Source organism: Puniceibacterium confluentis (assembly GCF_007923445.1).
Classification (GTDB): Bacteria; Pseudomonadota; Alphaproteobacteria; order Rhodobacterales; family Rhodobacteraceae; genus Puniceibacterium; species Puniceibacterium confluentis.
Genome location: NZ_VOJI01000037.1, coordinates 1 through 24,978 on the forward strand (window position 1 = coordinate 1; position 24,978 = coordinate 24,978).

21 protein-coding genes are annotated in these 24,978 nt (G+C 61.8%); 16 read left to right on the plus strand and 5 right to left on the minus strand.

The genetic code is table 11. The features are described from left to right. Positions 1-378: 378 nt before the first annotated feature. Positions 379-1,278 (minus strand): LysR family transcriptional regulator, encoded by a 900-nt coding sequence (locus FOY53_RS20990; protein WP_246107501.1) that lies wholly within the window; start codon positions 1,276-1,278, stop codon positions 379-381. Positions 1,279-1,463: 185 nt separating this feature from the next. On the opposite strand from FOY53_RS20990, the gene FOY53_RS20995 reads away from it, so the two are divergent. From FOY53_RS20995 to FOY53_RS21010, 4 genes are all read left to right on the plus strand, one after another. Further along, positions 1,464-2,186: an isochorismatase family protein gene (locus FOY53_RS20995; protein ID WP_146592272.1), complete on the plus strand. Its 723-nt coding sequence runs from the start codon at positions 1,464-1,466 to the stop codon at positions 2,184-2,186. Between the two features lie 64 nt (positions 2,187-2,250). Beyond that, positions 2,251-4,332 carry a hydantoinase/oxoprolinase family protein gene (locus FOY53_RS21000; RefSeq protein WP_146592273.1) on the plus strand — a complete coding sequence of 694 codons (2,082 nt, stop codon included), beginning with the start codon at positions 2,251-2,253 and terminating at the stop codon, positions 4,330-4,332. Between the two features lie 17 nt (positions 4,333-4,349). Continuing rightward, on the plus strand, positions 4,350-6,137 hold the full coding sequence (locus FOY53_RS21005; RefSeq protein WP_146592274.1) for a hydantoinase B/oxoprolinase family protein: 1,788 nt from the start codon (positions 4,350-4,352) through the stop codon (positions 6,135-6,137). 71 nt (positions 6,138-6,208) lie between these two features. Then, on the plus strand, positions 6,209-7,714 hold the full coding sequence (locus FOY53_RS21010; RefSeq protein ID WP_146592275.1) for an NCS1 family transporter: 1,506 nt from the start codon (positions 6,209-6,211) through the stop codon (positions 7,712-7,714). 54 nt (positions 7,715-7,768) lie between these two features. On the opposite strand, the gene FOY53_RS21015 is transcribed toward FOY53_RS21010, so the two are convergent. Next, entirely contained in the window at positions 7,769-8,668 is a 900-nt protein-coding gene (locus FOY53_RS21015) for a LysR substrate-binding domain-containing protein (protein WP_146592276.1), read from the minus strand. A gap of 128 nt (positions 8,669-8,796) precedes the next feature. Here FOY53_RS21015 and FOY53_RS21020 point away from each other — a divergent pair, with 128 nt between their 5' ends. From FOY53_RS21020 to FOY53_RS21030, 3 genes are all read left to right on the plus strand, one after another. After that, a complete protein-coding gene (locus FOY53_RS21020) occupies positions 8,797-10,029 on the plus strand; it encodes an aminopeptidase P family protein (protein ID WP_146592277.1) in 1,233 nt (410 codons plus the stop codon). A gap of 251 nt (positions 10,030-10,280) precedes the next feature. Continuing rightward, complete coding sequence (locus tag FOY53_RS21025) at positions 10,281-11,738, plus strand: sodium:solute symporter family protein (protein ID WP_146592278.1); 1,458 nt, start codon at positions 10,281-10,283, stop codon at positions 11,736-11,738. A 188-nt stretch (positions 11,739-11,926) separates the two neighbouring features. Next, on the plus strand, positions 11,927-12,373 hold the full coding sequence (locus tag FOY53_RS21030) for a hypothetical protein (protein ID WP_146592279.1): 447 nt from the start codon (positions 11,927-11,929) through the stop codon (positions 12,371-12,373). A 24-nt stretch (positions 12,374-12,397) separates the two neighbouring features. Here the strand turns inward: FOY53_RS21030 and FOY53_RS21035 are convergent, their stop codons facing one another. The 3 genes from FOY53_RS21035 to FOY53_RS21045 form a co-directional block, all read right to left on the minus strand. Continuing rightward, complete coding sequence (locus tag FOY53_RS21035; protein ID WP_146592280.1) at positions 12,398-12,670, minus strand: hypothetical protein; 273 nt, start codon at positions 12,668-12,670, stop codon at positions 12,398-12,400. An 86-nt stretch (positions 12,671-12,756) separates the two neighbouring features. Continuing rightward, the gene (locus FOY53_RS21040) at positions 12,757-13,875 is read right to left on the minus strand and encodes an IS1/IS1595 family N-terminal zinc-binding domain-containing protein (protein ID WP_146592281.1); all 1,119 of its coding nucleotides are present in this window, start codon (positions 13,873-13,875) and stop codon (positions 12,757-12,759) included. A gap of 368 nt (positions 13,876-14,243) precedes the next feature. Next, positions 14,244-15,242 (minus strand): GlxA family transcriptional regulator, encoded by a 999-nt coding sequence (locus FOY53_RS21045; protein WP_146592282.1) that lies wholly within the window; start codon positions 15,240-15,242, stop codon positions 14,244-14,246. Between the two features lie 102 nt (positions 15,243-15,344). Between FOY53_RS21045 and FOY53_RS21050 the strand changes: the two genes are divergently transcribed. The 9 genes from FOY53_RS21050 to FOY53_RS21090 form a co-directional block, all read left to right on the plus strand. After that, complete coding sequence (locus FOY53_RS21050) at positions 15,345-16,598, plus strand: sarcosine oxidase subunit beta family protein (protein WP_146592283.1); 1,254 nt, start codon at positions 15,345-15,347, stop codon at positions 16,596-16,598. A 13-nt stretch (positions 16,599-16,611) separates the two neighbouring features. Continuing rightward, positions 16,612-16,911, plus strand: coding sequence for a sarcosine oxidase subunit delta (locus tag FOY53_RS21055; protein WP_146592284.1), 300 nt, complete (start codon positions 16,612-16,614; stop codon positions 16,909-16,911). Further along, complete coding sequence (locus FOY53_RS21060) at positions 16,908-19,910, plus strand: sarcosine oxidase subunit alpha (protein ID WP_146592285.1); 3,003 nt, start codon at positions 16,908-16,910, stop codon at positions 19,908-19,910. Before FOY53_RS21055 ends, FOY53_RS21060 begins: the two co-directional genes overlap by 4 nt. Positions 19,911-19,926: 16 nt before the next feature. Beyond that, complete coding sequence (locus tag FOY53_RS21065; protein ID WP_146592286.1) at positions 19,927-20,457, plus strand: sarcosine oxidase subunit gamma; 531 nt, start codon at positions 19,927-19,929, stop codon at positions 20,455-20,457. Positions 20,458-20,538: 81 nt separating this feature from the next. Further along, positions 20,539-21,813, plus strand: coding sequence for a serine hydroxymethyltransferase (gene glyA, locus FOY53_RS21070; protein ID WP_146592287.1), 1,275 nt, complete (start codon positions 20,539-20,541; stop codon positions 21,811-21,813). Positions 21,814-21,816: 3 nt separating this feature from the next. Then, complete coding sequence (locus FOY53_RS21075) at positions 21,817-23,229, plus strand: L-serine ammonia-lyase (RefSeq protein ID WP_146592288.1); 1,413 nt, start codon at positions 21,817-21,819, stop codon at positions 23,227-23,229. Next, positions 23,204-24,088: a formyltetrahydrofolate deformylase gene (gene purU, locus FOY53_RS21080; protein WP_146592289.1), complete on the plus strand. Its 885-nt coding sequence runs from the start codon at positions 23,204-23,206 to the stop codon at positions 24,086-24,088. Before FOY53_RS21075 ends, purU begins: the two co-directional genes overlap by 26 nt. A 158-nt stretch (positions 24,089-24,246) precedes the next feature. Next, positions 24,247-24,699 carry a transposase family protein gene (locus FOY53_RS24160; protein WP_186766698.1) on the plus strand — a complete coding sequence of 151 codons (453 nt, stop codon included), beginning with the start codon at positions 24,247-24,249 and terminating at the stop codon, positions 24,697-24,699. Between the two features lie 45 nt (positions 24,700-24,744). After that, a partial coding sequence (locus tag FOY53_RS21090; protein ID WP_186766699.1) for a transposase occupies positions 24,745-24,978 on the plus strand: 234 nt, incomplete at its 3' end.

The following is a 24,978-nucleotide window of genomic DNA, read 5'->3' on the forward strand; positions in this document are numbered from 1 at the left end:
CAACAGCAGGCCGCATGAGGTCAGAAATCAATACACGGATTCTTCCAAAGACTGGAGGAGAGCTGGGTCGCAGGTCATTCCGCATACCCTTACTTTTGGGGAGGATTACCGAGGGGCCTACCCTCATCTCTCTTGCAGTTACGTACCTCCTTTCCATGTTGGTACTCAGGACACACGTTGGTCCGCGTATTTGCTGACCGGCACATGAGCGACCGTTGCCTCGGTCGGCAGTCCGCCTGGGATCAGGGTGCGCGAGCTTCGATGGCCCGGACGCGACGCCAGTCTAGCCCCGAGAACAGGGCCTCGAACTGGGCGTGGCTCGGCGTGACCCGACACACGACCCGGCAAAGACGGTTTCGAATGCGGCAGTTGGACGTTTCATCCACCAACCCCGCGCTTTTTCGCTATCTCCACAAAATTCAGTACAGACCGGGACCGGTTGTTCCTTTTCCAGACCAGAACCGTGCGACTGCGGAAATCGGAATGTATGATCGGCCGGGTCTCGACATTGTTTCCCAGAAAACCGATCAGGCTTTCGGGATAAACGGTGATCCCCAGACCGGCTGACACCAGACCGATCAGCGCCAGAGTATTGGACGCTTCGAGCCTGGGGCTGAGCGCGATGCCTTCCCTGTTGAACAGATCGTTGAGCCGATACCGGAACTCTCCCCATTCCGCCATATCGCCAAGGATGAGGTTTTCATCCATCAAGTCCTTCGGTTCGATCTGGCTCTTGCGCAAGAGCGGATGCGCGCGGGGCGTGACGACGTAAAGCACCTCGCTTGACAACAGGACGCTGTGGCATTCGCTGTTGTCATAGGGGCCGATCATGAAGCCCACATCGATCTCGTCATTGGCGATGGCAAGTTTCTGGCCCTGCGTTCGCATGTAGCGCAGCGAGAGCGAGATGGCGGGATGCAGCCGCTCGAATCGCGCGACGGCCTGGGGCATCAGCTCGGTCGCGGCGAAGGCCATGTAACCGACGCGGACATGGCCTGTATGACCTTGGGCAATCCGCCGGGATTCGTTGATCGACTGGGTGTAAGTGTCCAAGAGGCCAAGCGCCGCCGCGTAGAAGGTCTGGCCCGCCTGGGTCAGCAGGACCTCGCGCGTCGTGCGTTCAAGCAGGGCATAGCCGAGCTGGGATTCGAGCTTCTGAATGCGGCGGCTCAGCGCCGATTGATCGAGCGCGAGGCGTTCGGCGCTGCGCCGGAAGTTCAGTTCCTGCGCGACCGTGACAAAGGATTGCAACAACGAGACATCGGGCAGAACAAGCACTTGGCACTCTCCCAAGGCATGGAAAAAGATCTGATGCATACTGTGCATCAATATTTGTTACCTCGTCAATTCCGCTTTCTCTTTGGATCGACCAACTTAGGCCTTGTTCAGTCAAAGAGCGCGATGATGTGCCTCTGAGACCGTCAAATATCTGCAAGATCCCGGTATTCGGGCATGGAGGACTTATGAGCGACGTAAACAACACAGAACTCGACCAGATGCTGCAAGCTGCATTTGATGCATCAACCAAGCTGTATCAGGAGCGCGGCTTTCAGCGCCGCGTCGGTTTCGGCAAGCGCCCCGCGCTAGTCAGTGTGGATCTGGCCAACGCCTGGACCCGCCCGGGCAACCCCTTCACCTGCGATCAGGAGAAGATGGACAACGAGATCATTCCAAGCATGCAGAAACTGCTCCGTGCGTTCCGCGCCCAGAGCCTGCCTGTCATCCATGTCACGACCGCCTACGAGATCACCGACCGCAACGCGCCCTTCACCGACATGGGTCTGTGGCACGACAAGATCCCGGTGGACGTGGTCGATCTGGCCAACAAGGATCTCTGGGCCATCGACAGCCGCATCGCGCCGGTCAAAGGCGAATATACGCTTCTGAAAAAGCGCGCGTCGTCCTTCCACGGCACCGAACTTGCCGGAATACTGCGCGCCAACAATGTCGACACGATCCTTGTCACCGGCGTAACCGCCTGCGCCTGTGTGCGCCAGACGATCTGCGACGGCATCGCCGACGGCTTCCGCCCCATCGCGGTGCGCGAGGCAATCGGTGATCGGGTGCCGGGCGCTGTGGCCTGGAACCTTTTCGACATCGACGCCAAGTTCGGGGACGTGAAGTCGGTGGATGAATGTGTCGCCTATATCGACGGGCTTGGCGCCGTGGCAACGGCAGCAGAATAAAGGAAGCAGGCGCCGCCAGGGAGAGCGGCGCCTTTTTTCGTTCGTGAATCCGGGAGGAGAGAACATGGCTAGAATAGGTGTGGATGTCGGAGGCACGAATACCGATCTCGTGCTCGAAACAGGGGCGGGGGTGTTTTATCACAAGGTGCCCACGACGCTGAAGAACCAGTCCATCGGCGTGGTCGATGGGGTGCAGACGATTTGCAAGATGGCCGGGATCGCAACATCCGAGGTCGAGACCATCGTGCATGGCACGACCACGGCAACCAACATCACCATCGAGCATAACGGCTCGGAATGTGGGATGATCACGTCCGAAGGGTTCCGCGATATCCTTCATATCGGGCGGCACAAGCGGCCGCATAACTTCTCGCTGCATTTCGACGTGCCGTGGCAAAGCCAGCCGCTGGTCAAGCGCCGCAACCGGATTTCAGTGGCCGAGCGGATCGTGCCGCCCACCGGCGAGGTGCAGACGCCGCTGGACGAACAGGCCGTGCGCGATGCCTGCAAGCTGTTCAAAAAACGCGGCATCGACTCCGTGGTGATCGGCTTCATGTTCGCCTTTCTCAATGATGCCCATGAATGCCGCGCCCGCGAGATCGTGCTGGAGGAGATGCCGGACGCCTATGTCACACTGTCCTCGGAAGTGGCCAATGTGATGCGCGAATACGAACGGTTTTCGACCGCCGCGATGAACTCCTATGTCGGGCCGAAAACCGCCTTCTACCTGCGCGATCTTGAGGCACGGCTGCGCGAGGCCGGCGTCGGATCGAAGCTGCGCATCATCCAGTCGAATGGCGGCTTGTCCACCGTCGATGCCTGCGCCAAGCGTCCGGTGCGCATCCTGATGTCGGGGCCTGCGGGCGGCGTCATCGGCGGCGCGTCCGAGGGCGAGATGGTCGGCTGCGGCAACATCATCACCGTCGATATCGGCGGCACATCGGCGGATATCAGCACCATTCCCGCCCATCAGATCAAGATCATGAACCCGCGCGACACCTATGTCTCGGGCCATCCGGTGCTGACGCCGATGATCGACCTCGTCACCATCGGCGCGGGCGGCGGCTCCATTGCCTATATCGACGAAGCGGGCGGCTTCAATGTCGGTCCGCGTTCGGCCGGATCGGAGCCCGGCCCGGCCTGCTACGGGCGCGGCGGGACCGAACCGACCGTGACCGACGCGCAGATCGTGCTGGGGCGGCTTGATCCGGATATGGCGCTGGGGGGCGATCTGCAACTCGACGCCGATCTGGCGCGCAAGGCGGTCGAGGAGAACATCGCCAAGCCTCTGGGCATGAGCGTGATCGACGCGGCGCTCGGGATCATCAAGATCATCAACAACAACATGGCGCTGGCGATCCGATCCAATTCAGTGGCGCGCGGCGTCGATCCGCGCGAGTTCTCGATCATGCCTTTTGGCGGTGCCGGTCCGCTGCATGGCGTGGCCTTGGCCGAAGCGATGTCGGCCAAGGATGTGATCGTGCCGGTCGCGCCGGGGATCACCGCTGCCGTGGGTCTGCTCAAGACCGATCTGCAATACGAGCACACCGAGGCGCTTATCATCGAGCTGAACGCGGCGGGTGCGTCCGATTACGCGCGGATCACCGACGCGGTGACATCGCTGCGCGAGAAGGTGGCGGCAGAGCTTGCCGCTGACGGCATCCCGCAGGCGGCGCAAAAGATCGAGGTCGTGGCCGAATGCCGCTATCACGGTCAGGGCTTCGAGCTGCGCGCGACCATGCCCGAGGGCGACGTGACAGCCGATAATTACCGCACCATCACCGACAGCTTCCACGATCAGCATCAGCTTGATTACGGCTACAGCTACCGCGATGCCGAAGTCGAACTGATCACCCTGCGCGCCATCGGCTCTGCGTCGGCCCGCAAGATCGAGATCCCCAAGGTGCAAAAGACCGACGGAAGCTCGGTGGACCGGGCGCTGATGTTCGTGCGTACCACCACCTTCGACAACGGTCAGACGCTGGAAACCCCGCGCTATGACCGCACAAAGCTTTATGCGGGCGATGTGGTTAATGGCCCGGCGATCCTCATCCAGCACAATTCCACCACGCTGATCCCGCCCGGATATGCCGCCGAGACGCTGGCACATGGCAACACCCGCATCCGCCTTGTTGGCGAAGCGTGAGACAGGGAGAGACAAATATGAACGCCATGACAAAACCCGAAGTCACCGAGGTGGACCCGATCACGCTTCAGGTCATCCGCGGCTCGTTCGAGACCATCGCCGAGGAAATGGGCCATGTGCTTTATCGCATGTCCTTTTCGTCGATCATCCGCGAAAGCCAGGATCTGGGCGCGGGGCTGTTCGATACGAATTACAATACGCTGTGTGAAAGTGAATCGACGCCGATGCATATCGGCTCGATCCCCGGCTATTTGCGCGGCATCGCGGAAACCATCGAGGATGGCGAATGGTACGAGGGCGATGTTGTCGTCCACAACCACCCCTATTACGGTGCCTCGCACACGCCCGATCTGGCCATCGTTGTGCCGGTCTTCTACGAGGGCAGGCTTGTCGGGTTCGCGGGCAATACTGCGCATCACGTCGATATCGGTGCCGCAACGCCAGGGCTGATTATTGACGTGCCAGACGTGTTCGCCGAAGGGATGCTGCTTGCAGGCGTGAAGCTTTATCGCAAGGGCAAGGCGAACACCGGCATGTGGAATTACATCCGCATGAACAGCCGCGCCGCGCAGCAGCTTGTCAGCGATATCGAGGCACAGGTCGCTTCGGCCCGGCTTGGGGCAAAGCGGTTCGTCGAATTGCTTGAGAAATACGGCGAGGATGTCGTGTTCGGTGCGGCCAATCAGCTGATGGATTATTCCGAACGGATGACCCGTCAGCGCCTTTCGGAGATTCCCGATGGCGATTACGAAGCCGAAGGCTGGCTCGATGACGATGGCCGCAACCGGGGCAAGCAGCTTCGTGTCAAGGTGACGGTCAAGGTGCGCGGTGACGAGGTCGAGGTCGATCTGACCGGATCGGCAGACCAGACACCGACCGCCTATAACGTGCCCTTCGAGGGGTCGACCAAGGTTGCGGCCTATGCTGCCTTCCGCAAGCTGCTTCTGGATACCGCGACATCGGACATGCGGGTGCCATCGAACGAAGGCTCCTTCCGCCCGATCAAGGTGACGGCACCGCTGGGGTCGATCTTCAACCCGAAATTCCCGGCCTCTGCCGAAGCGCGGTTCACCCAATGCAACCGGATGATCGACCTCATCATCCGCGCGCTGGCGCCAGTGATGCCGGAAACGGTGATCGCCGGTTCTTCGGCCTCGATCTCGTTTGCGGCCTATTCCGGCGTGCGGCCCTCGGGGGATTACTGGGTGTTTCTTGAGGTCAACGAGGGTGCCTATGGCGGGCGGCCCCGGTCGGATGGGCCGGATTCGATCGACAACCTGATGGCCAACACGCGCAACAACCCGCTTGAAGATCTGGCGATGCACATCCCGATGATCTGCGACCGCTACGAACTTCGCGATGATGTGCCGCCCGGTGCAGGCGAGTTCCGGGGCGGGATCGGTGTGGTCAAATCGCAGCGCATCCTGACGCCGGGCTTCATCACTCATGAAAGCGAGCGCCACACCGAAGCGCCCTGGGGCATCTTCGGTGGCCATGCGGGGGCGGTGGGCAAGTGCCTGCTTTATAACGCGGCAAAACCCGATGACGTGACCGAGATGCATTCGAAATTTTCGGGGCTGGAGGTCAAGGCCGATGATGTGATGTCCTATTACAGCCCCAATGGCGGCGGCTTCGGTGACCCTCTCAAGCGCCGGGCGCAGAAGGTACTGGAGGATGTGCTCGACGGTTTTTGCAGCGTCGACCATGCCCGCGAGGCATATGGCGTGATCGTCGATCTTGAGGAGGAGACCGTCGATCTGGACGCCACCAACAAGCTGCGCGCCAAAATGAAGGCCGCAAGCTGAACACAGCCCCGGCGCATGACGCGCCGGGGTTTTTCATTGGCAGCATACGCAATTACAACAGGGGACAAAAAATGACCGCCGTAGATCAGATACGAGACGTCGAACACGAGCGCAGCGCGCTTGTCGAGGAATCCATCCTGCCCACGCTTTTGGGCCAACGACCTATCGGGATGCTGGGCTATGCCTGGATCTGGGTGGGTATCGCGGTCATCATCGCGACCTATTCGCTGGGCGCGGCAGGGGTCGGCGGCGGCGTGCCGCTCTCGACCGTGGTCCTGATCATCCTGCTGGCCAATATCGGCATCGGTGCCGTCATGCTGATGACCGCCGATATCGGCACCGAGCACGGGTTGACCTTTGCCGTCTACCTGCGCGCGCCCTTTGGCGTCCATGGCACACACCTTCCGGCGATGTCGCGCGGGCTGGTGGCGGCCATGTGGTTCGGCATCCAGACCTATCTCGGCGCGCTAGCGCTGAACGGGATCGGTCAGTATTTCTTTGGCTTTGACAGCTGGGCCGTCTGGTATGGCGTCTTTGCGCTGGTTCAGATCGCCAATACCGCCTCGGGCATCAAATCCGTGGAACGGCTTGCCTCGCTGGCCGCGCCTGCGATCATCGCGATTTCGGTCTGGATGTATTTCACGCTCGAAGGTGTGGCCGAGACGCAGGGCATCAATATCTGGACGTTCCAGGCCACCGGCGAGATGTCGCTTCTGGTGCTCTTTATCGCCAATCTGGGCTTCTGGTCCACGATGGCAATCGACGTTCCGAACCTCACGCGTTTCGTCAGGACGAAGGCGGGCGCGCGCGGCTTCATGGCACGCAACCGCAATATCTTTGCCGGTCAGCTTCTGGCGCTTCCGATCACTCAGGCGTTTATCGCCGGTCTTGGTGCGGTGTCCTTCATCGCGACGGGCAACTGGAACCCGGTTGAGGTGATCCAGGGTCAGGAACAGGGATTTGCCCTTGTTCTGCTGCTGGCGCTCGTGGTTCTGGCGCAATGGTCGACAAACAACTCGGCCAACCTGATCCCGTCCGCTCTGACCTTCATCAACCTTGCGCCGCGGCTCATCAACTACAAGATGGCGGTGGTGATCGCGGGCATCGTCGGCACGCTTTGCTTCCCGTGGCAGATCCTGAACAACCTGTTTGTGTTCCTGGGCTATTACGGCGCGTTCCTGTCGGCCGTCGGCGGGATCATGGTGGCGGACTACTACCTGTTGCGCAAACGCCGGATCAACGTGCCGGACCTTTACAAGCTCGACGGCCAGTTCCGCTACATGGGTGGCTTCAACCCCGCCGGTCTGATCGCCTGGATTGTCGCGGGGGGTGTCGCGGCGTGGTATTCGCAATATGCCTTCATCATCGGCTTTCCGATGGGGCTGGTGATCTACCTGGTCCTGATGAAGGTTATGGTGCTGGGTTCCCATCCGCAACAGGAGATCGAGAGCGGCTATTCCAACGAATACCTTGCGACCTCCGAGGGCAAAAGCTGGGTCTATATGGGCCAGGGCCAGTTCACCCGCATGACCGAGGCCGAGGCGCAGGGCCGCACGATAGGGCGCGAGGATCTCTGACGCCTCACGCTTTGAATAGCTCCCAACCTGCCGCGCCTTCGGGCGCGGTTTTTTTCATGCAAGTGCGGTCTGCGATTGTGACATTGCCCAATCCGAGAATTTGCGGATCTGCGCCTGCACGGCCAGGGGTGTGCGTTTGGACGTGATGAGGTAATAATCCGAGCCATAGACCATCGGTTCCTCCGCCAGGCTCACAAGGGCACCGATGTCCAGATCCGCCTCGATCATCGCGCGCGGGCAAAGCGCGACCCCCTGTCCCGACAGGGCCGCTGCACGCAGCAGGTTGAAATCCTCGAATGTCGCGCCAGACAGGGGACTGGGCGTTGCGTGGCCGACATGCGCAAACCAGCGCTGCCAGCCGGTCGTGTCGGCATCGTGCAAAAGACCCAGCCGTTTCAGGTCCTCGGCTGAGCGTGGATGGTCGGATTGCGCCAGCAGGGCAGGGCTGCACACAGGCAGGGAATCGCCGCGCAGGAAAAGCTGTGCGTCGATGGTCGGCCCGACTGGCGGTTCGGGCAGAAAGCTGAACGCGACATGCACATCAGAGAAATTGATGTCATAGCCGTGCATGGCATAGACGATGCGCGTTTCGATCTCTGGATGATCGGCGCGAAATTGCGACAGGCGCGGGATCAGCCAGCACATCGCAACCGACGGAATGGCCGCGATCACCAGTGGTTGATTGCCGGGACCGACCCGCGCAAGCTGGCAGGCGGCGTCGATCTCGGACAGGCTGCGCGACAGCGCATTGGCCAGTTCCAGACCATGCGGCAACAGGATGGTCCGGTTGCCCTCGCGCATGAAAAGCGGCCCTCCGAGCCAGGCTTCAAAGTTGCGAATCTGGTGGCTGACCGCGGATTGCGTGACGAAAAGCGCGTCCGCCGCGGCCTTGAAAGAGCCAAGCCGCGCCACCGCTTCGAAGGCGCGCAATGCGTTGAGGGGGGGCAAAGCCATGAAATCGCCTGTGGATGAGAAAAACTAAACCTAGCGTGACGTAACATCGTTTGACCAAAGCAGGCAAGGAATGCTGTTTTCGCGCCAGAGGTGGCCCTGCGGTCACGATGGATCACATGGAGGTTTTCATGGAACGCGAACGTCTACAGAATTACGTCGGCAACGGCGACAAGGGCAACGGCACATTTTCCGATGCCGAGATGCAGCGCCGCCTTGACGGCATTCGCGCGCATATGGCCAAGGCAGGCATAGATGCCGCGCTGTTCACCAGCTATCATTGCGTGAACTATTATTCCGATTTCATCTACTGCCAGTTTGGCCGCCGCTACGGGTTTCTTGTCGATCACGACATCGCAACCTCGATCAGCGCGGGCATCGACGGCGGTCAGCCCTGGCGGCGCACCTTCGGTGGCAAGAATGTCACCTACACGGATTGGCAGAAGGACAACTATTTTCATGCCATCCGCACCCTGTTGCCCAGCGGGGCCAAGCGGATCGGGATCGAATTCGATCACATCAACCTTGATACGATGACGCTTCTCAGAGCGGAATTCCCGCAGGTCGAGTTCGTCGACATCGCGGCGGCGTCCATGCGCCTGCGCATGATCAAATCCGCCGAAGAGATCGCGCATACCGAAAAGATGACGCGCATCGCCGATATCGGTGGTGCGGCCTGTGTCGAGGCAACCGCCGTGGGCGTGCCCGAGCATGAGGTTGCGCTGCATTCCACCGCCACGATGGTCCGCGAGATCGCCAAGATCTGGCCGGATGGCGAGTTGCTCGACACGTGGACCTGGTTCCAGTCGGGTGTGAACACCGACGGCGCGCATAACCCCGTCACCAGCCGCAAGATCAAGCATGGCGATATCCTGTCGCTCAACTGCTTCCCGATGGTGGCAGGTTACTATGTGGCGCTTGAGCGGACGTTGTTTGCCGAGCATGCCAGCGATGCGCATATCGCCATGTGGGAACTGAACTGCAAGGTGCATGATCGCGGCAAGGAATTGCTGGTGCCGGGCAACAAGTGTTCCGACATCGCCAAGGAACTGAACGAGATCTACGCCGAGGCCGATCTGCTGCAATATCGCAGCTTTGGCTATGGCCACTCCTTCGGCGTTCTGAGCCATTACTACGGCCGCGAAGCCGGTCTGGAACTGCGCGAAGACTGCGATACCGTGCTGGAAAAAGGCATGGTTGTGTCGATGGAGCCAATGATCACCATCCCGGAAAACATGCCGGGTGCCGGTGGTTACCGCGAGCACGATATTCTCGTGATCGAAGAGGCGGGCAACCGGAACATCACCGGCTTCCCCTACGGCCCCGAACATCTGATCGTGAAAGGTGCAGCCAAGGCCGCCTGATCCGAATGCCAAAGCGCGCCCCGCCATACGGTCCGGGGCGCGTGTCGTTTCAATGCAGTTCATTGCAGATCGAAGGGAGGAAACATGTTCTTCGATTCCTGGGTTCTCGACTGGTTCGCCGTCCTGAACATCGCCACGCTGGCCCTGGCCGTGATCGGCCTGATTTTCGACCGCGCCACGCCAAAATAAACGGCCTGACGGTTTTTCGCGCGCATCATGCGCGCTTCCACCCAAATTTGGAGGAGTGACAGGTGGATACCATTCCCTACATCAACTGGCTGATCATGGCGGCGTCATTCGTCGTGCTGATCTGGCTTGGCTGGAAATCCAGCACGACCGTTCACGCCAATAATGACGACGAATCCGGCTTTCTGGTGGCCGGTCGGTCGCTTGGCCCCTTCGTGGGAGCCTCGACCATCGTGGCCACCGGCTATTCCGGCTGGGGCTTCATGGGCTCGCCCGGCGTGGCCTACCAATACGGCGCTGTCGAGCTTCTGGGCAACTTCATGTTCGCGCCCGCAATGGTAATCGCGGTCCTGTTCTTTGCCCGTTTCCTTGCACGCCGCGCCTCGGTTCTGGGCAGCAACACGATCCCCGAATATGCTGCTCAGCTTCACGGCACCGGCAACATGGCCCGTCTGGTGCAGGGTGTTGCGGCGCTTGTCACCATCGTCCTGCTGCTGGTGTTCCTGACCAGCCAGATCAAGGCGGTCGGCATTCTGGCCGCCGGTTGGCTCGATCTGCCGCAGGCCTGGGGGGCGACGCTGATGATCGCGATCATCATCCTTTACACCATGCTGGGCGGGTTGACCGCCGTGGCCTGGACCGACACGCTGATGCTGATGGGCATGATGATCGCCGCCGCCATCATCTGCGTGCAGGTGTTCAGCGACATTCCCCTGAACGAGATGATTGCGCAGCTCAAGGCGATCGACCCGGTGCTGGTGAACCCCGAAACCTCAGATCCTTATGGCCCCGGCAAAGGGTCGGTGTTCCTTGTCCTGCCCTATGCGCTGATGTTCTCGGCGGTGCTGCCCTACATGGCGGTGCGCTTTCTGGCCTTCCGGGCGGACGTGAAATTCTCGGTTGTGGCGTTGTGGACGGCACCCTTTGCCTGCATCCTGTCGCTGATCCCGATTGTCGGGCTCTACATGCGGATCAAGATGCCCGAACTGGCCGAAGCCGATCAGGCGATGCCGGTTTACCTTCAGACATTCCTGCACCCGGCACTGGGCGGGTTCATCACGCTCTGCATCCTTTTCGCGATGCAGTCCACCGCCAACTCGCTTCTGCATACAGTGTCGTCCGCCGCGTCGCACGATCTGCGCCTTGCCCTGTTCCCGGCCCACGAGAACCCGCGCACGGTGTTGTTCATCAACCGTGCCGCCGTTGCCGTGTTCGGCCTCTTCGGTCTGGTCATGATGCTTTACGCGCCGCCGTTCTTCCTGTCCTGGCTGGGCATTCTTGGCACTGGCACGTTGCTTGCCGCACTTGTCGGGCCAGTGTTCGTGTCGGCCTTCTGGCGCGGCAATTCCTATGGCGCGCTGGCGGCAATGGCGGGCGGGTTCTGCACCTCCGGCTATCTGCTGGTCTGGACCGATGCCGGCTGGGTCGTTGGGCCGCTGGTCGGCTGCGTCATCTCGACCGCGCTCTATGTCGGCGTGAGCCTTGCAACGGCGGGCCTATCCCCGCGCATCGCAAACGCCTGAACCAATGCGATATTGCAAGAGGGGGCGGCTCCGCGCGGCAAGCCCCTTACCAGATGTGTTGCACCGGAGGCGGCGCGGAGACCGCGCCGCCTCCTCCGAGCTTACGAGCGGATAACGCATTGCGATTCCTGACCGGCGGCATCGGCGCCTACGTCCAAACCTGAGTGCGCGAAGCATCAGGATGGAAAATGGATTTCGAAAGCTTCCTTCTTACCGTTATCGCGGCGAATGTGATTATTCTGTCGGTTTTCACCATCTTCGCGTGGAAGACGGGAGGACGCGGTCAGTTCACCTTGAGGATCAGCTTCTCAATTTTACTGCTGGTTCAGGTCCGCTGGATGAATTTCTTGGGAACACCAGTGCGCGGTCATAATCCGTCCGGAATTGGTGTGTTTCCTGCGCATTTTGCGGTCATGTTCTGGATTTTTGCGGGATCAGCGGCGCTCATGGCAAGCAGTTTTCGGCGCAGACCCAACCCAGCACCGACCGCAGTTGAAAATCGGCTCCACCCTTGGCGTGGAACCGCTCAGCTTCTCCTATTCCTCACAAGCATGGCTTTCGCGGGCTATGGCTCATTGCTGCTCTTGCGAGAGCCTGCGGTCTACGGCTTTTCTGACATGGTGATCACAAACTGATCTCCTTGACCGCACTCACTTCTTTTATTCACCGAACAGATCCCGCTCGTAGATCCGCCCCTTTGCCAGTCCCAGTTTCATCGCTGGCGTCTGCTTGGTTTGGCGGGTTCCCATCCAGTTGTGGTGGAAGCGATAGATCTCGATGATCTTGACCAGCATCTCTGGCCGGTAGAGGAAATGCCGATCCCAGGTGCGGCCGTTGCTGCTCGGAGTCGACACAGGCCGGGATGCGGGGCGGACATTGCTGCGAATCTTGTGGAAGTAGCTGTCGACGCTGCGCAGGGTGGCGAGTCGCATCAGCCTCGCGCACCGTTCCGTGGTCAGTTCGGGGCGGTCGGTCTTTAAGTCGACGACCCGCGAGGGCTCGGATTTCGTATGGTATGCTAGGCGAACGCGGTGCCGAGCCGATGGCCGGCAAGGCGCTTCACGATCTCCCGGTCGATCTCCTCGGGCAAGCTGTCGAGTTGATGGGCCGAGAGACCCAAGTCGTTGCGCAGGTCGCGGCGCCCTTGGGCCCACAGCGCCTCACGGACATCGTTCACCTGATACTTGTCGAAGGCGACGGTGGCGATATCTACGCGGCCGGCATGAACTTCTGGGGCAACGACCGCCAGGAACGCCTTGCTGAGACCCGCATCCCCATCCTGGACGAAGTAGAAACGGCAGTCCGACTGCGAGACCATCCGTCTGAGCATCAGCGCGTGGGCATACTGCTGGATATCCTGGCGCACGAGGCCGCCTTCGTGCGGGAGCTGAAGCCCCAGATCGACATCGGCTGCGATCTCCGGGTCCAGAACGACCTTCGCCGTGATGTCGTCGAGATACTTCTTGAACTCCGCCGCTGTCCATAGGCGCCCGTGGCGCCGCATACAGCGCGCCTTTTTGATGTCTCCGTTGAGCGCCATGTCGATCTCGACCCTCTCCATATCACCCGCCGAGTCGAACTGAAGGTGGCCCAAGACGATGTAGCCTGAGTTGGCGTGCGCGGTGCAAAGATGCTGAAAGGCAACCGAAGCGCGCTTTTTGCGGTTCGGCCAATTGAGCGTCAGGGTCTGGCTGTCGGTGGCGAACCGGCGGCCGTATCGCTCCCAGTCCGCACTGCGGAGATCACCCTCGCGGCGCGCGGTGAACTCTCTGACGCGCTCGTAGATGAAGTCGAGCTTCCGGTAGACATCCCGGGGAGCGAGGTCGGCAATCTCCGAAATCTTCGACAGTGAGTTGCCATGGACGAGGAGTTTCAGGACATGACCATTCTTCGACTGCCGTCGGTGGTTCCACGCCGGATGCCCGACGGTGAATGTCGAGCCGCAGTGCTTGCAGAGATGGCGCTGATGGCCAGCTGAGGTCCGCCCGACCTTGCGATAGAGCTCTGGGCGATCATCAACCGACTTCCAGCGGGATGGACACTCGGCCTTCCGACACGATTTACCTGTGCCATCGGGACGTTGCAAACGCCGCAGCCGTGTGTATTCTTCGACAATGGCCCGGTTGTTTTTGACCACGGACTCCTGTCCGCACGAGCCACAGGTGAAGGCTTTCTTGTCGCCTGATCCGCCGACTCCCCCGCGAGGGAAGTTGGTAGTCGCCGACGGGTGACCGCCCCCACGCCCATCGCGCGGGTCGGGAAAAATGCCGAACTGGGCGCATTGCGCGTTTCGGCAAAAGTTTACATCGACCCCGAAAAACGGGAGTGGAAGACGCCGCTTCCTGGCTGTCGCAGATTTTTGCGAGACAGACTTCACCTGACACCTCCATCGTGAGATTGCGTCAAGCCAGTCCTTTATAGGAAAGGTTGGCCAGACTCTGGCCAACCGAAGAATTTTCTACAACACATCTGGTAAGGGGCTTGTCCGCGCGGGCCGCCCCTTTTTCATGCCTGCCCGGCACCCTGCGCGCCGCGCCAGACCTGTGGCGTCTGGCCATAGCGCTCCCGGAAGATGCGGATGAAATGCGACGCATCGGTGAAGCCGGTATCCTGCGCGATCTGGGTGATCGTCCTTTGCGACCGAACCAGCAGCCATTCCGCATGGGTCAGGCGCAGCACCTTGCCCGCCTCGGACGGGCTGGTCCCCAGATGCTCGGTGAAATGCCGCTCCAACTTGCGACGGCTGACCTTGAGCCGCGCCGACAATGCGGCCACCGTGAGAGGCGTGTCGATGGTTTGTTGCATCGCCAGCAGCGCGCGGCGCACCAGCGCGTCGCGGGTTGCCAGTTCCAGCGGCATCCCCGGTTGCGGACGTTCAGCCGCCTGCGCCTCGTCGATCATCATGATGGCAAGGCTCTTGCGCGCGGCGGCCCGGCCGACATGCCGATCCACAAGGAACGCGGCCAGATGCGCCGAACTGGTGCCACCCGAACAGGTGAGCCGGTCGCGGTCGACCACGAAGATCTGGTCCGACACCGGGGTGATCCCCTCGAAATTCTCAAGAAAATCATTGTGGTGAAACCAGCTTACGCAGCAACGATAGCCATTCATCAGCCCGGCGCGGTGCAGCACGAAAGCCCCGGTGCAGACGCCGACCAGGGGTACGTTCGCCCGTGCCGCACGGCGAAGGAATTCGGTCGCCTCTGGCGGCACGCGTTCAAGCTCTTCCATCAACCCGCCGACCACGACAATGTAATCGAACCGCGCGGGATCGCCCAGCTTTTCGTCGGGTTGCACCGACAGCCCGCTCGAGGATTCGATGGCGTTTATGTCATGCGACAGCACCCGCCAGCGGCACAGGATCGGGCGCGATCGGTCGCCCTCGTCGGCGGCAAGACGCAGCACATCGACGAAATTGGCGAAGGCGCAGATGGTGAACCGTCGGGTCAGGACGATACCGACCTTCAGGCGCAGCGGATCAGGGGTGTCGGGTAATTCGGTCATGGCGCAATCGTAACATGGGTATGCCGCAATCCTACAGTGCAGATTCGCCTTCGTTAAGGCAAAAGGATGCAGATGAAATCGCCCGTGCAGGAAGGCTCTGACATGACCCATTTTTCCGCGATGTCGCTGCTCAAGAACGCCTTGACCGGACACAAGAACTGGCCTGAACAATGGCCTGAAGCCCAGCCCAAGAAGGAATACGATGTCATCATCGTCGGTGCCGGTGGGCACGGGCTTGGTGCGGCGTATTACCTGGCCAAGGAGCACGGCATCACCAATGTCGCGGTGATCGAGAAGGGCTGGCTCGGTGGCGGCAATACGGGCCGCAACACCACGATCATCCGCTCGAACTATCTCTATGACGAAAGCGCGAAGCTTTACGATCACGCGCTCGATCTGTGGGAGAACCTGTCGACCGAGCTGAACTACAACGTCATGTATTCCAAGCGCGGCGTGATGATGCTGGCGCATAACGTGCATGACGTGCAGTCCTTCCAGCGCCATATCCATGCCAACCGTCTGAACGGCGTCGACAACAAGTGGCTGACGCCGCAGGAAGCCAAGAAATTCTGCCCGCCGCTCAACATCTCGCCCGATGCACGTTACCCGGTGATGGGCGCGGCGCTGCAACAACGCGCAGGGACCGCCCGGCACGATGCCGTGGCCTGGGGCTATGCGCGGCAAGCGGCCAAGCGCGGTGTGGACATCATTCAGAACTGCCCTGTGATCGCCATTCGCCGCGCCGCTGACGGATCGGTCGAGGGCGTCGATACCGCCAAGGGTTTCATAAAGGCCAAGAAGGTTGCCGTTTCCGCCGCCGGTCACACGTCGGTCGTGATGGACAGCGCGGGTGTGCGGATGCCGCTGGAAAGCTACCCGCTTCAGGCGCTTGTGTCCGAACCGATCAAGCCGGTCTTTCCCTGCGTTGTCATGTCGAACACCGTGCACGCCTATATCAGCCAGTCCGACAAGGGCGAACTGGTGATCGGGTCGGGCACGGATCAATACACCAGCTATTCGCAGCGCGGTGGCCTGCCGTTGATCGAACATACCGTCGCAGCGATCTGCGAGGTGTTCCCGATCTTCACGCGGATGCGGATGCTGCGCAAATGGGGTGGGATCGTCGATGTGACACCCGACCGTTCTGCCGTTCTGGGCAAGACGCCGGTCAAGGGGCTGTATGTCAATTGCGGCTGGGGAACGGGTGGCTTCAAGGCGACACCGGGCGCGGCACACACGCTGGCCTGGACCGTCGCCAAGGACGAACCGCACCCGATCAACGCGCCTTTCACGCTGGAACGTTTCACCACTGGCCGTCTGATCGACGAAGCCGCCGCCGCCGCCGTGGCGCATTGAGGGAGGATTACCGATGCTTTTGATAAATTGCCCCTATTGCGACGACACATTGCCCGAACTTGAGTTCGCCTATGCCGGTGAGGCGCATATCGCGCGCCCTGCCGATCCGTCGAAACTCAGCGACGAGGAATGGCGCGATTTTTTGTTCATCCGCACCAACGTCAAGGGTGTTCATGCCGAACGCTGGCGGCACATCAATGGCTGCGGACGCTTCTTCAACGCGCTGCGTGACACGGTGAGCGACCAGTTCGTGACCACCTACAAGGCGGGTGAGCCCCGTCCCGAACCCAAGACGCTGGAGGCAGCAGAATGACCCAGTATCGCGTTACCGGACGGGGCCGTGTCGATCAGGGCACGCCTGTCAAATTCAGCTTTGACGGCAAGACCATCACAGGCTGCAAGGGCGACACGCTTGCTTCGGCCTTGCTGGCGAACGGTCAGCACCTCATGGGCCGCAGCTTCAAGTATCACCGCCCGCGCGGCGTTGTCACCGCCGGTTCGGAAGAGCCGAACGCGCTGGTCGGTGTGACCCGTGGCAAGGGCCGGTTCGAGCCGAACACCCGCGCCACGATGCAGGAGGTCTATCCGGGCCTGAAGGTGGAAAGTCAGAACAAATGGCCGACGCTCGCCTTCGATCTGGGCGCGATCAATGACCGCCTCTACATGCTGTTTTCCGCCGGGTTCTACTACAAGACCTTCATGTGGCCGCGCAGCTTCTGGGATTCGGTCTACGAGCCCTTCATCCGCAAGGCCGCAGGTCTGGGCAAGGCCCCGACCGAGGTCGATCCCGATACCTATGCCAGCCGCTACCTGCACTGCGACGTTCTTGTCGTGGGCTCCGGGCCTTCGGGTCTTGCCGCTGCGATGACCGCTGGTCGTGCAGGCGCGGATGTGGTGATCGTGGACGAAAATTCGGAAATGGGCGGCACACTGCTCTCTGAACCGCAGGCGCAGATTGACGGCATCCCGGCCTGGGAATGGCTTGCCGGTGCGGTGTCGGAACTCGACGCGCTGCCCAATGTGCGCCGTATGACGCGGACCACTGCCATCGGCTATTACCACCAGAACATGATCGGCATGGTGGAACGCATCACCGACCATCTGGCGACATTGCCCGAGGACGCGCCGCGCGAACGCATGTGGCGGGTGCGCGCTAGGGAAGTGGTGCTGGCGCAGGGCGCCATCGAACGCCCGCTGGTATTCGACGGCAACGATGTGCCCGGCGTGATGATGTCGGGTGCGGCGCAGACCTTCCTCAACCGCTTCGGCGTGCTGGTGGGCAAGACCCCCGCCGTGCTGACCAGCCATGACAGCGCCTGGCACACCGCGTTTGACATGGCCGAGGCCGGTGCCAAGGTCGCCGCCATCGTTGATACACGCGAGATCGTGGATATCGGGCTTCAGGACCGTGCCAAGGAACTGGGTATCCCGGTCAAGCTGGGTCACACCGCGACCGCCACCAAGGGCCGTCTGCGCATCAAGGGCGTGCGGGTGAACCCGGTGCGCGCCGGGTCCGCTGGCTCGGGCCATTGGGTGTTCTGCGATGCGCTGCTGACCTGTGGCGGCTGGACGCCAACGCTGCATCTTTTCTCGCACACCAAAGGCGCGCTTGATTGGGACGCTGACGCACGTGTCTACCTGCCCGGGCGCAAGTCCGAAGCGGTGCAGATCGCGGGCGCGGGCCGTGGCCTCTGGGGCATCGGGGCCGCGTTGGATGACGGGGCCAAGGCCGGCACGGATGCGCTCAAGACTTTGGGCAAGTCTGCTTCCGTGCCGTCCTACGAGGTGCAGAAAGACCGTATCGGAACCGGCGTGTTCCACAAGGAATTGCCGACCGACCGCAGCCCCGGCAAGGCCAAAGCGTTTGTCGATTTCCAGAACGATGTGACCGCCAAGGATTTGCGCCTTGCCGTGCGCGAGGGCATGAAATCCATCGAACATGTCAAGCGCTACACGACCAACGGCATGGCGACCGATCAGGGAAAACTGTCCAACATGAACGGCCTGACCATCGCGGCCGACGCGCTTGGGAAAGAACCTCCGCAAGTCGGGCTGACCACGTTCCGCCCGCCCTATACGCCCACCACCTTCGGCGCGTTCTGCGGCTATCACAAGGGCGCGCAGTTCGAAGTGACACGCCGCACGCCCATCGACAGCTGGGCTGAGGAAAACGGCGCTGTCTATGAGCCGGTCGCGCTCTGGCGGCGCGCGTGGTACTTCCCCAAGGCGGGCGAGGGCATGCACAAGGCCGTGGCGCGCGAGTGCAAATCGACACGCGAGAGCCTTGGCATCTTTGACGCTTCCACGCTCGGCAAGATCGAGGTCTCCGGCCCCGACGCGACCGAGTTCATGAACCGCATGTATACCAACCCCTGGACCAAGCTGGGTGTCGGGCGCGCACGTTACGGTCTACTGCTGGGCGAGGACGGGTTCATCCGCGATGACGGTGTCATCGGGCGGATGCGCGACGATCTGTTCCACGTCACTACGACAACGGGCGGTGCCGCGCGGGTGCTGAACATGATGGAGGATTACCTTCAGACGGAATGGCCCGATCTCAAGGTCTGGCTGACCTCCACGACCGAGGAATGGGCGACCATCGCGCTCAACGGCCCCAACGCACGCAAGCTGCTCGCGCCCTTTGTCGAGGGCTGCGATATGTCGAACGAGGCGTTCCCGCATATGTCCGTGCGCGAATGCACCGTCGCGGGCTTCCCGTCGCGGCTCTTCCGTATCAGTTTTACCGGCGAGCTGGGTTTCGAGATCAACGTGCCCGCCCGACATGGCCGCGCGCTTTGGGAAAAGCTGTGGGAAGCGGGCAAGCAATACGACATCTGCCCCTATGGCACCGAGACGATGCACGTGCTGCGCGCCGAGAAGGGCTTTATCATCGTCGGTCAGGACACTGACGGCACCGTGACGCCGCAGGATGCCGGGATCGGCTGGGCGATCGGCAAGATGAAGCCCGATTTCGTCGGCAAGCGGTCGCTGGACCGGCCTGACATCGTGGCCCCCAACCGCAAGCAGCTTGTGGGCTTGCTGACCGAGGATCCCAAGGCGGTGTTGGTCGAGGGTGCGCAGATCGTGGACGATCCGAACCAGCCCAAGCCGATGAAGATGATCGGGCATGTCACCTCGTCCTACTGGTCCGAAACCCTGGGCCGGTCGGTAGCGATGGCGGTGATCGAAGGCGGGCATGACAAGATGGATCAGACCATCTTCGTGCCGCAGGCCGACGGCGCGCCGATCAAAGCGAAGATCGGCACGACCATGTTCTATGACCCCAAGGGCGAACGCCTGTTGGTCGAATGAGAGGGAGGACGGATCCATGACTGCACATGTTTCAAATCTGGGTGACGTGACCCTGGCGGTGGTGCCGCCCGTGGCACGGTTCAACCTGCGCATTGCGCCGGGCGATCTCAAGGCGGCGTCGAAAGCTTTCGGACTCGATCTGCCGGCAAAGGTGGGGCAGGGGGCGCATGAGGGCGACCGCTCCGCCTGGTGCCTTGGGCCGGACGAATGGCTGCTGCACGCGCCCGAGGCCGAGCAGGGGACAATCGTCGATGCCTTCGCGGCGATCCGCGAAAAGGTGGCGCACAGCCTCGTCGTGATCTCGGACCGCGAGGTCGCCTATGGGCTGAGCGGCCCGCGCGCGACCGAGCTTTTGACCACCGGATGCCCCATTGATCTGGGCCGCATCAAGGTGGGCAATGCCAAGCGGACCGTCTTTGACTATGCGCAGGTCGTCCTGATCCGCGACGCGGAAGACGAGTGGCGGCTTGAGGTCTGGCGCTCTTTCGCGCCGCATGTCGAGGCGCTTCTGACCACCGCGCAGCGCGAGCTTGCCAGCGGCCTCTGACCGCCTGCCAATCATTCATTTTAGACAAGACGCCGCGCCCGTTGCGCGGCGTGCAACCCCAGTCATGCCGGAGACCATCCCATGTTGAAGACCATCGACCGCAACGCCCTGACCGATATCGCCATCGCAGATGCGATAAGCCACGAACTTTACCGCCAGCAGAACCAGATCGAACTGATCGCCTCGGAAAACATCGTCAGCCGCGATGTGCTTCTGGCGCAAGGGTCGGTGCTGACCAACAAATACGCCGAAGGCTATCCGGGCCGCCGCTATTACGGCGGCTGCGAGCATGTCGATACGGTCGAGCAGATCGCCATCGACCGCGCCAAGAAACTGTTCGGTGCGGGCTTTGCCAATGTGCAACCGCATTCCGGCGCGCAGGCCAATCAGGCGGTGTTCCTTGCGCTGTTGCAGCCCGGCGACCGGATCATGGGTCTGGACCTCGCGCATGGCGGGCACCTGACGCATGGATCGCCGGTTACGATGTCGGGCAAGTGGTTCGATGTGGTAAGCTATGAGGTGTCCGAGGACGATCACCTGATCGACATGGACAACGTGCGTAAAGTCGCGCTTGAGACGAAGCCCAAGATCATCATCGCGGGAGCCTCGGCCTATCCGCGCCACATGGATTTCGCCACCTTCCGCGCCATTGCCGACGAGGTGGGCGCGTACCTGATGGTCGATATGGCGCATTATGCTGGCCTCGTTGCTGCGGGCGAATACCCCGATCCGGTGCCGCACGCCCATGTTGTGACATCGACCACGCACAAGACCCTGCGCGGCCCGCGCGGCGGCATCATCCTGACCAATGACGAAGCACTGGCCAAGAAGTTCAACTCTGCTGTGTTCCCCGGCAACCAGGGTGGGCCGCTGATGCATGTCATCGCGGCCAAGGCCGTGGCCTTTGGCGAGGCGCTGGAGCCTGCTTTCACGACCTACATCCAGAACGTCATCGCCAATGCGCGGGCGCTGTCCGAAGTGTTGATCACGGGTGGTCTGGGCGTCGTGTCGGGCGGCACCGATTGCCACATGGTTCTGGTCGATCTGCGCCCCAAGGGTGTGACCGGCAAGGCGGCAGAGGCAGCGCTGGAACGCGCCGGGCTGACCTGCAACAAGAACGCCATTCCCTTCGATCCCGAAAAGCCCTTCGTCACCTCGGGCGTGCGTCTTGGCACATCGGCAGGCACGACACGCGGGTTCGGAGAGGCCGAGTTCCGCAAAGTCGGTGAACTGGCGCTGCGCGTGATTGACGGGCTGGCCGCCAATCCGGAAGGCGATGCTGCGGTCGAAGCCGACGTGCTGGCCGAAGTGCGCAAGCTTTGCGCCGCGCATCCGATCTACGCGGAACTGGGGTAAGCCATGTTCCTGTCGGTCTTCGAGATCTTCAAGATCGGCGTCGGCCCCTCGTCGTCGCACACGATGGGGCCGATGACCGCTGCCGCGCGGTTCCTGAATGATCTGCGCGGGGCGGCCGAGATCATCCCCGGCGCGGGCAGGCTGACCCGGCTGGGCGCGTCGCTGCATGGCTCGCTGGCCTTCACCGGCAAGGGTCATGCCACCGACCGCGCAGTGATCCTCGGGCTGATCGGCTACGAGCCCGCAACACTCGACCCCGACAAGGCCGAAGAGCTTGAGGCGGAAGTGCGCCGCACCAAACGCATCAGCCCCCCGGGGCTGGGCACGCTCGATTTCGACCCCGAGGCCGATCTGGTTTTCGACTATGGCCCGCCCATGCCCGGCCATGCCAACGGGCTGGTGCTGCGCGCCTTTGACGAGGGCGGCAACCCCTACATGACGCAGACCTATTATTCGGTCGGCGGCGGGTTTGTCGTGACCGAGGCCGAGCTTGAGGCCGCGAAGTCCCGCACGCTTCATGCCGAAAAGGCCGCGATGGGCTATCCCTATCCCTTCGGGTCGGCGGCAGAGATGCTGGAGATGGGACGCACGTCGGGCAAGAGCATTGCCGAGATGAAGCGCGCGAATGAATGTGTGCATCAGAAAATCCAGCCGCGCGAATTGTCGGGCCAGATCACCCGTATCTGCGATGTGATGAACGACTGTATCGACCGTGGCCTGCGGATGGAGGGCATCCTGCCCGGCGGGTTGAGCGTCAAACGCCGTGCCAGGGCCATCCACGAGCAACTTCTGGCCGAAAGCGGAACCAACCAGCGCCAGCCGCATGCAGTGAACGACTGGCTGTCGGTTTATGCGATGGCCGTGAACGAGGAAAACGCCGCCGGCGGTCGGGTTGTCACGTCACCCACCAACGGGGCGGCAGGCGTCGTGCCGTCGGTGATCCGCTACTACCGCGATCATTGCATCGGCGCCACTCAGGAGGGTGTCGAGACGATCATGCTTGCGGCCTCGGCGATTGGTGGACTGATCAAGCACCGCGCGTCGATCTCGGGGGCGGAATGTGGCTGTCAGGCCGAAGTGGGCAGCGCCTCGGCGATGGCGGCGGCGGGGCTGTGTGCGGCGCTTGGTGGCAGCAACGAGCAGATCGAGAACGCCGCCGAAATCGCGCTGGAGCATCACCTTGGCATGACCTGCGATCCCGCCGCCGGGCTGGTGCAGGTGCCCTGCATCGAACGCAACGGGCTGGGTGCGATCAAGGCCGTCAGTGCAGCAAGCCTCGCCCTGCGCGGCGACGGCACACATTTCATGCCTCTGGACAATTGCATAGAGACCATGCGCCAGACGGGTGAAGACATGAACACCAAATACAAGGAGACAAGCCTTGGAGGCCTTGCAGTCAACCTACCCGAATGCTGATGGTGCGGTTCGCCCCACCGAGGTCGAACGCCATGTCCTCAGGGTGTCCTGTGCGGCGCGCCCGGGTATCGTCGCGGCGGTCTCGACCGCGCTTGCGGCCAAGGGCGCGAACCTCGTGGAAAGCAGCCAGTTCTGGGACGAGACCAGCGACCGCTTTTTCCTGCGTGTCGGGTTCATAGCGCCCCAGGGGGCCGAGATCGCAGAGGCTCTGGCCCCGGCGCGTGATGCCTTCGACATGACGCTTGACCTGACGCCAGCGGCGCGCAAGCCCCGGCTGATCGTCATGGTGTCGAAATTCGACCACGCGCTGCTGCACCTGCTTTACCAGATCCGCATCGGCTGGCTGAACGCCGAGGTCTGCGCCATCGTGTCGAACCATCCCGACGCCGAAGGCATCGCCGCGCGCGAAGGCGTGCCGTTCCATCACTGGCCCGCCACCCGCGAAACCAAGCCCGAGATTGAGGCGCGGCTTGTCGATCTGGCGGATAGGCTAAAGGCGGATCTCGTCGTGCTGGCGCGCTACATGCAGATCCTGTCGGACGATCTGGCGCGCAGGCTTTCGGGCCGCGCGATCAACATCCACCATTCCTTCCTGCCCAGCTTCAAGGGGGCCAAGCCCTATCACCAGGCCCATGCCCGCGGCGTCAAGCATATCGGGGCGACGGCGCATTACGTCACCGGCGATCTGGATGAGGGACCGATCATCGAACAGGATGTCGAACGCGTGAGCCATGCCTCTGGCCCCGACGATCTGGTCGCCATTGGCAGGGACATCGAATCCCGCGTTCTGGCACGGGCCGTCAAGCTGCATCTCGAAGGCCGGGTGTTCGTCAACGGAGCGAAGACAGTCATTTTGTGACTCTTGCGGGGCTGGGTCGCGCATATCCAGACCAAGGCCATAGGTGTGGAACGTGTCGAACGGCAGTGTCGCCAGATGTCGAGTAGTCCTTAATTGGATTCTGCCTCAATCTGTGTGGCGCAACTATCCTGAGACTCGAAAATTCAGGAGGGATAGTTGTGAGCTCAAAGAAGCACTGGTCGCCTGGGCGCGATGTTTCCGTTCAAGGCGTCGAGCGGCGTGATACCGGCGGGTGGCTTGTATCTGGCATTTTGGCACCGAAAGGCATCTGCCCGGATTGTGGATCGCGATCGCTGCGACGTCACGGGTGGCGACAACGCCGACTGCAGGATCTACCCGCACATGGAGACGGGGTCACAATCGCACTCTGGGTCTGCAGATGGCGATGTCCCGCTTCCACGTGCCCGCGGCGGACGTTATCGGACTACACCTCAACAATTGCACGCCCATTTGCACGTCGAACTTCGCGTGCTGGTCAGATTGTCGGTCATCTGGGGCACGCCACGGATGGGCGGCCTGCCGAGCGGCTCTTGCGCCGTTTGGGGATCGGTGTCAGCGATGACACGGTGCTGCGGCACCTTAAGCAGCGTGGCGTTGTTGCACAAGTCTGACGACGGAGGATTCACTTCGTGAATCCATGGCGTTAGACGCGCGGTATGAGCAAGCCATCTCCCATCCGCTGTCGCACGACGACCTGGTCCAGCTACAACGCATCGCTGCGGAAGCGGGGATCGCTGCTGATCCGGGTCGACAGGGACATGACCTGGCGCGCGCCACGTGACTGGCGACCCGGACGGCCAGCGGTGTTTTCCGATGCGGCTATCCAGTTCTGCCTGTCGATCAAGATCCTGTTCAAGCTGCCGCTGCGCCAGACCGCTGGCATGGTGGCG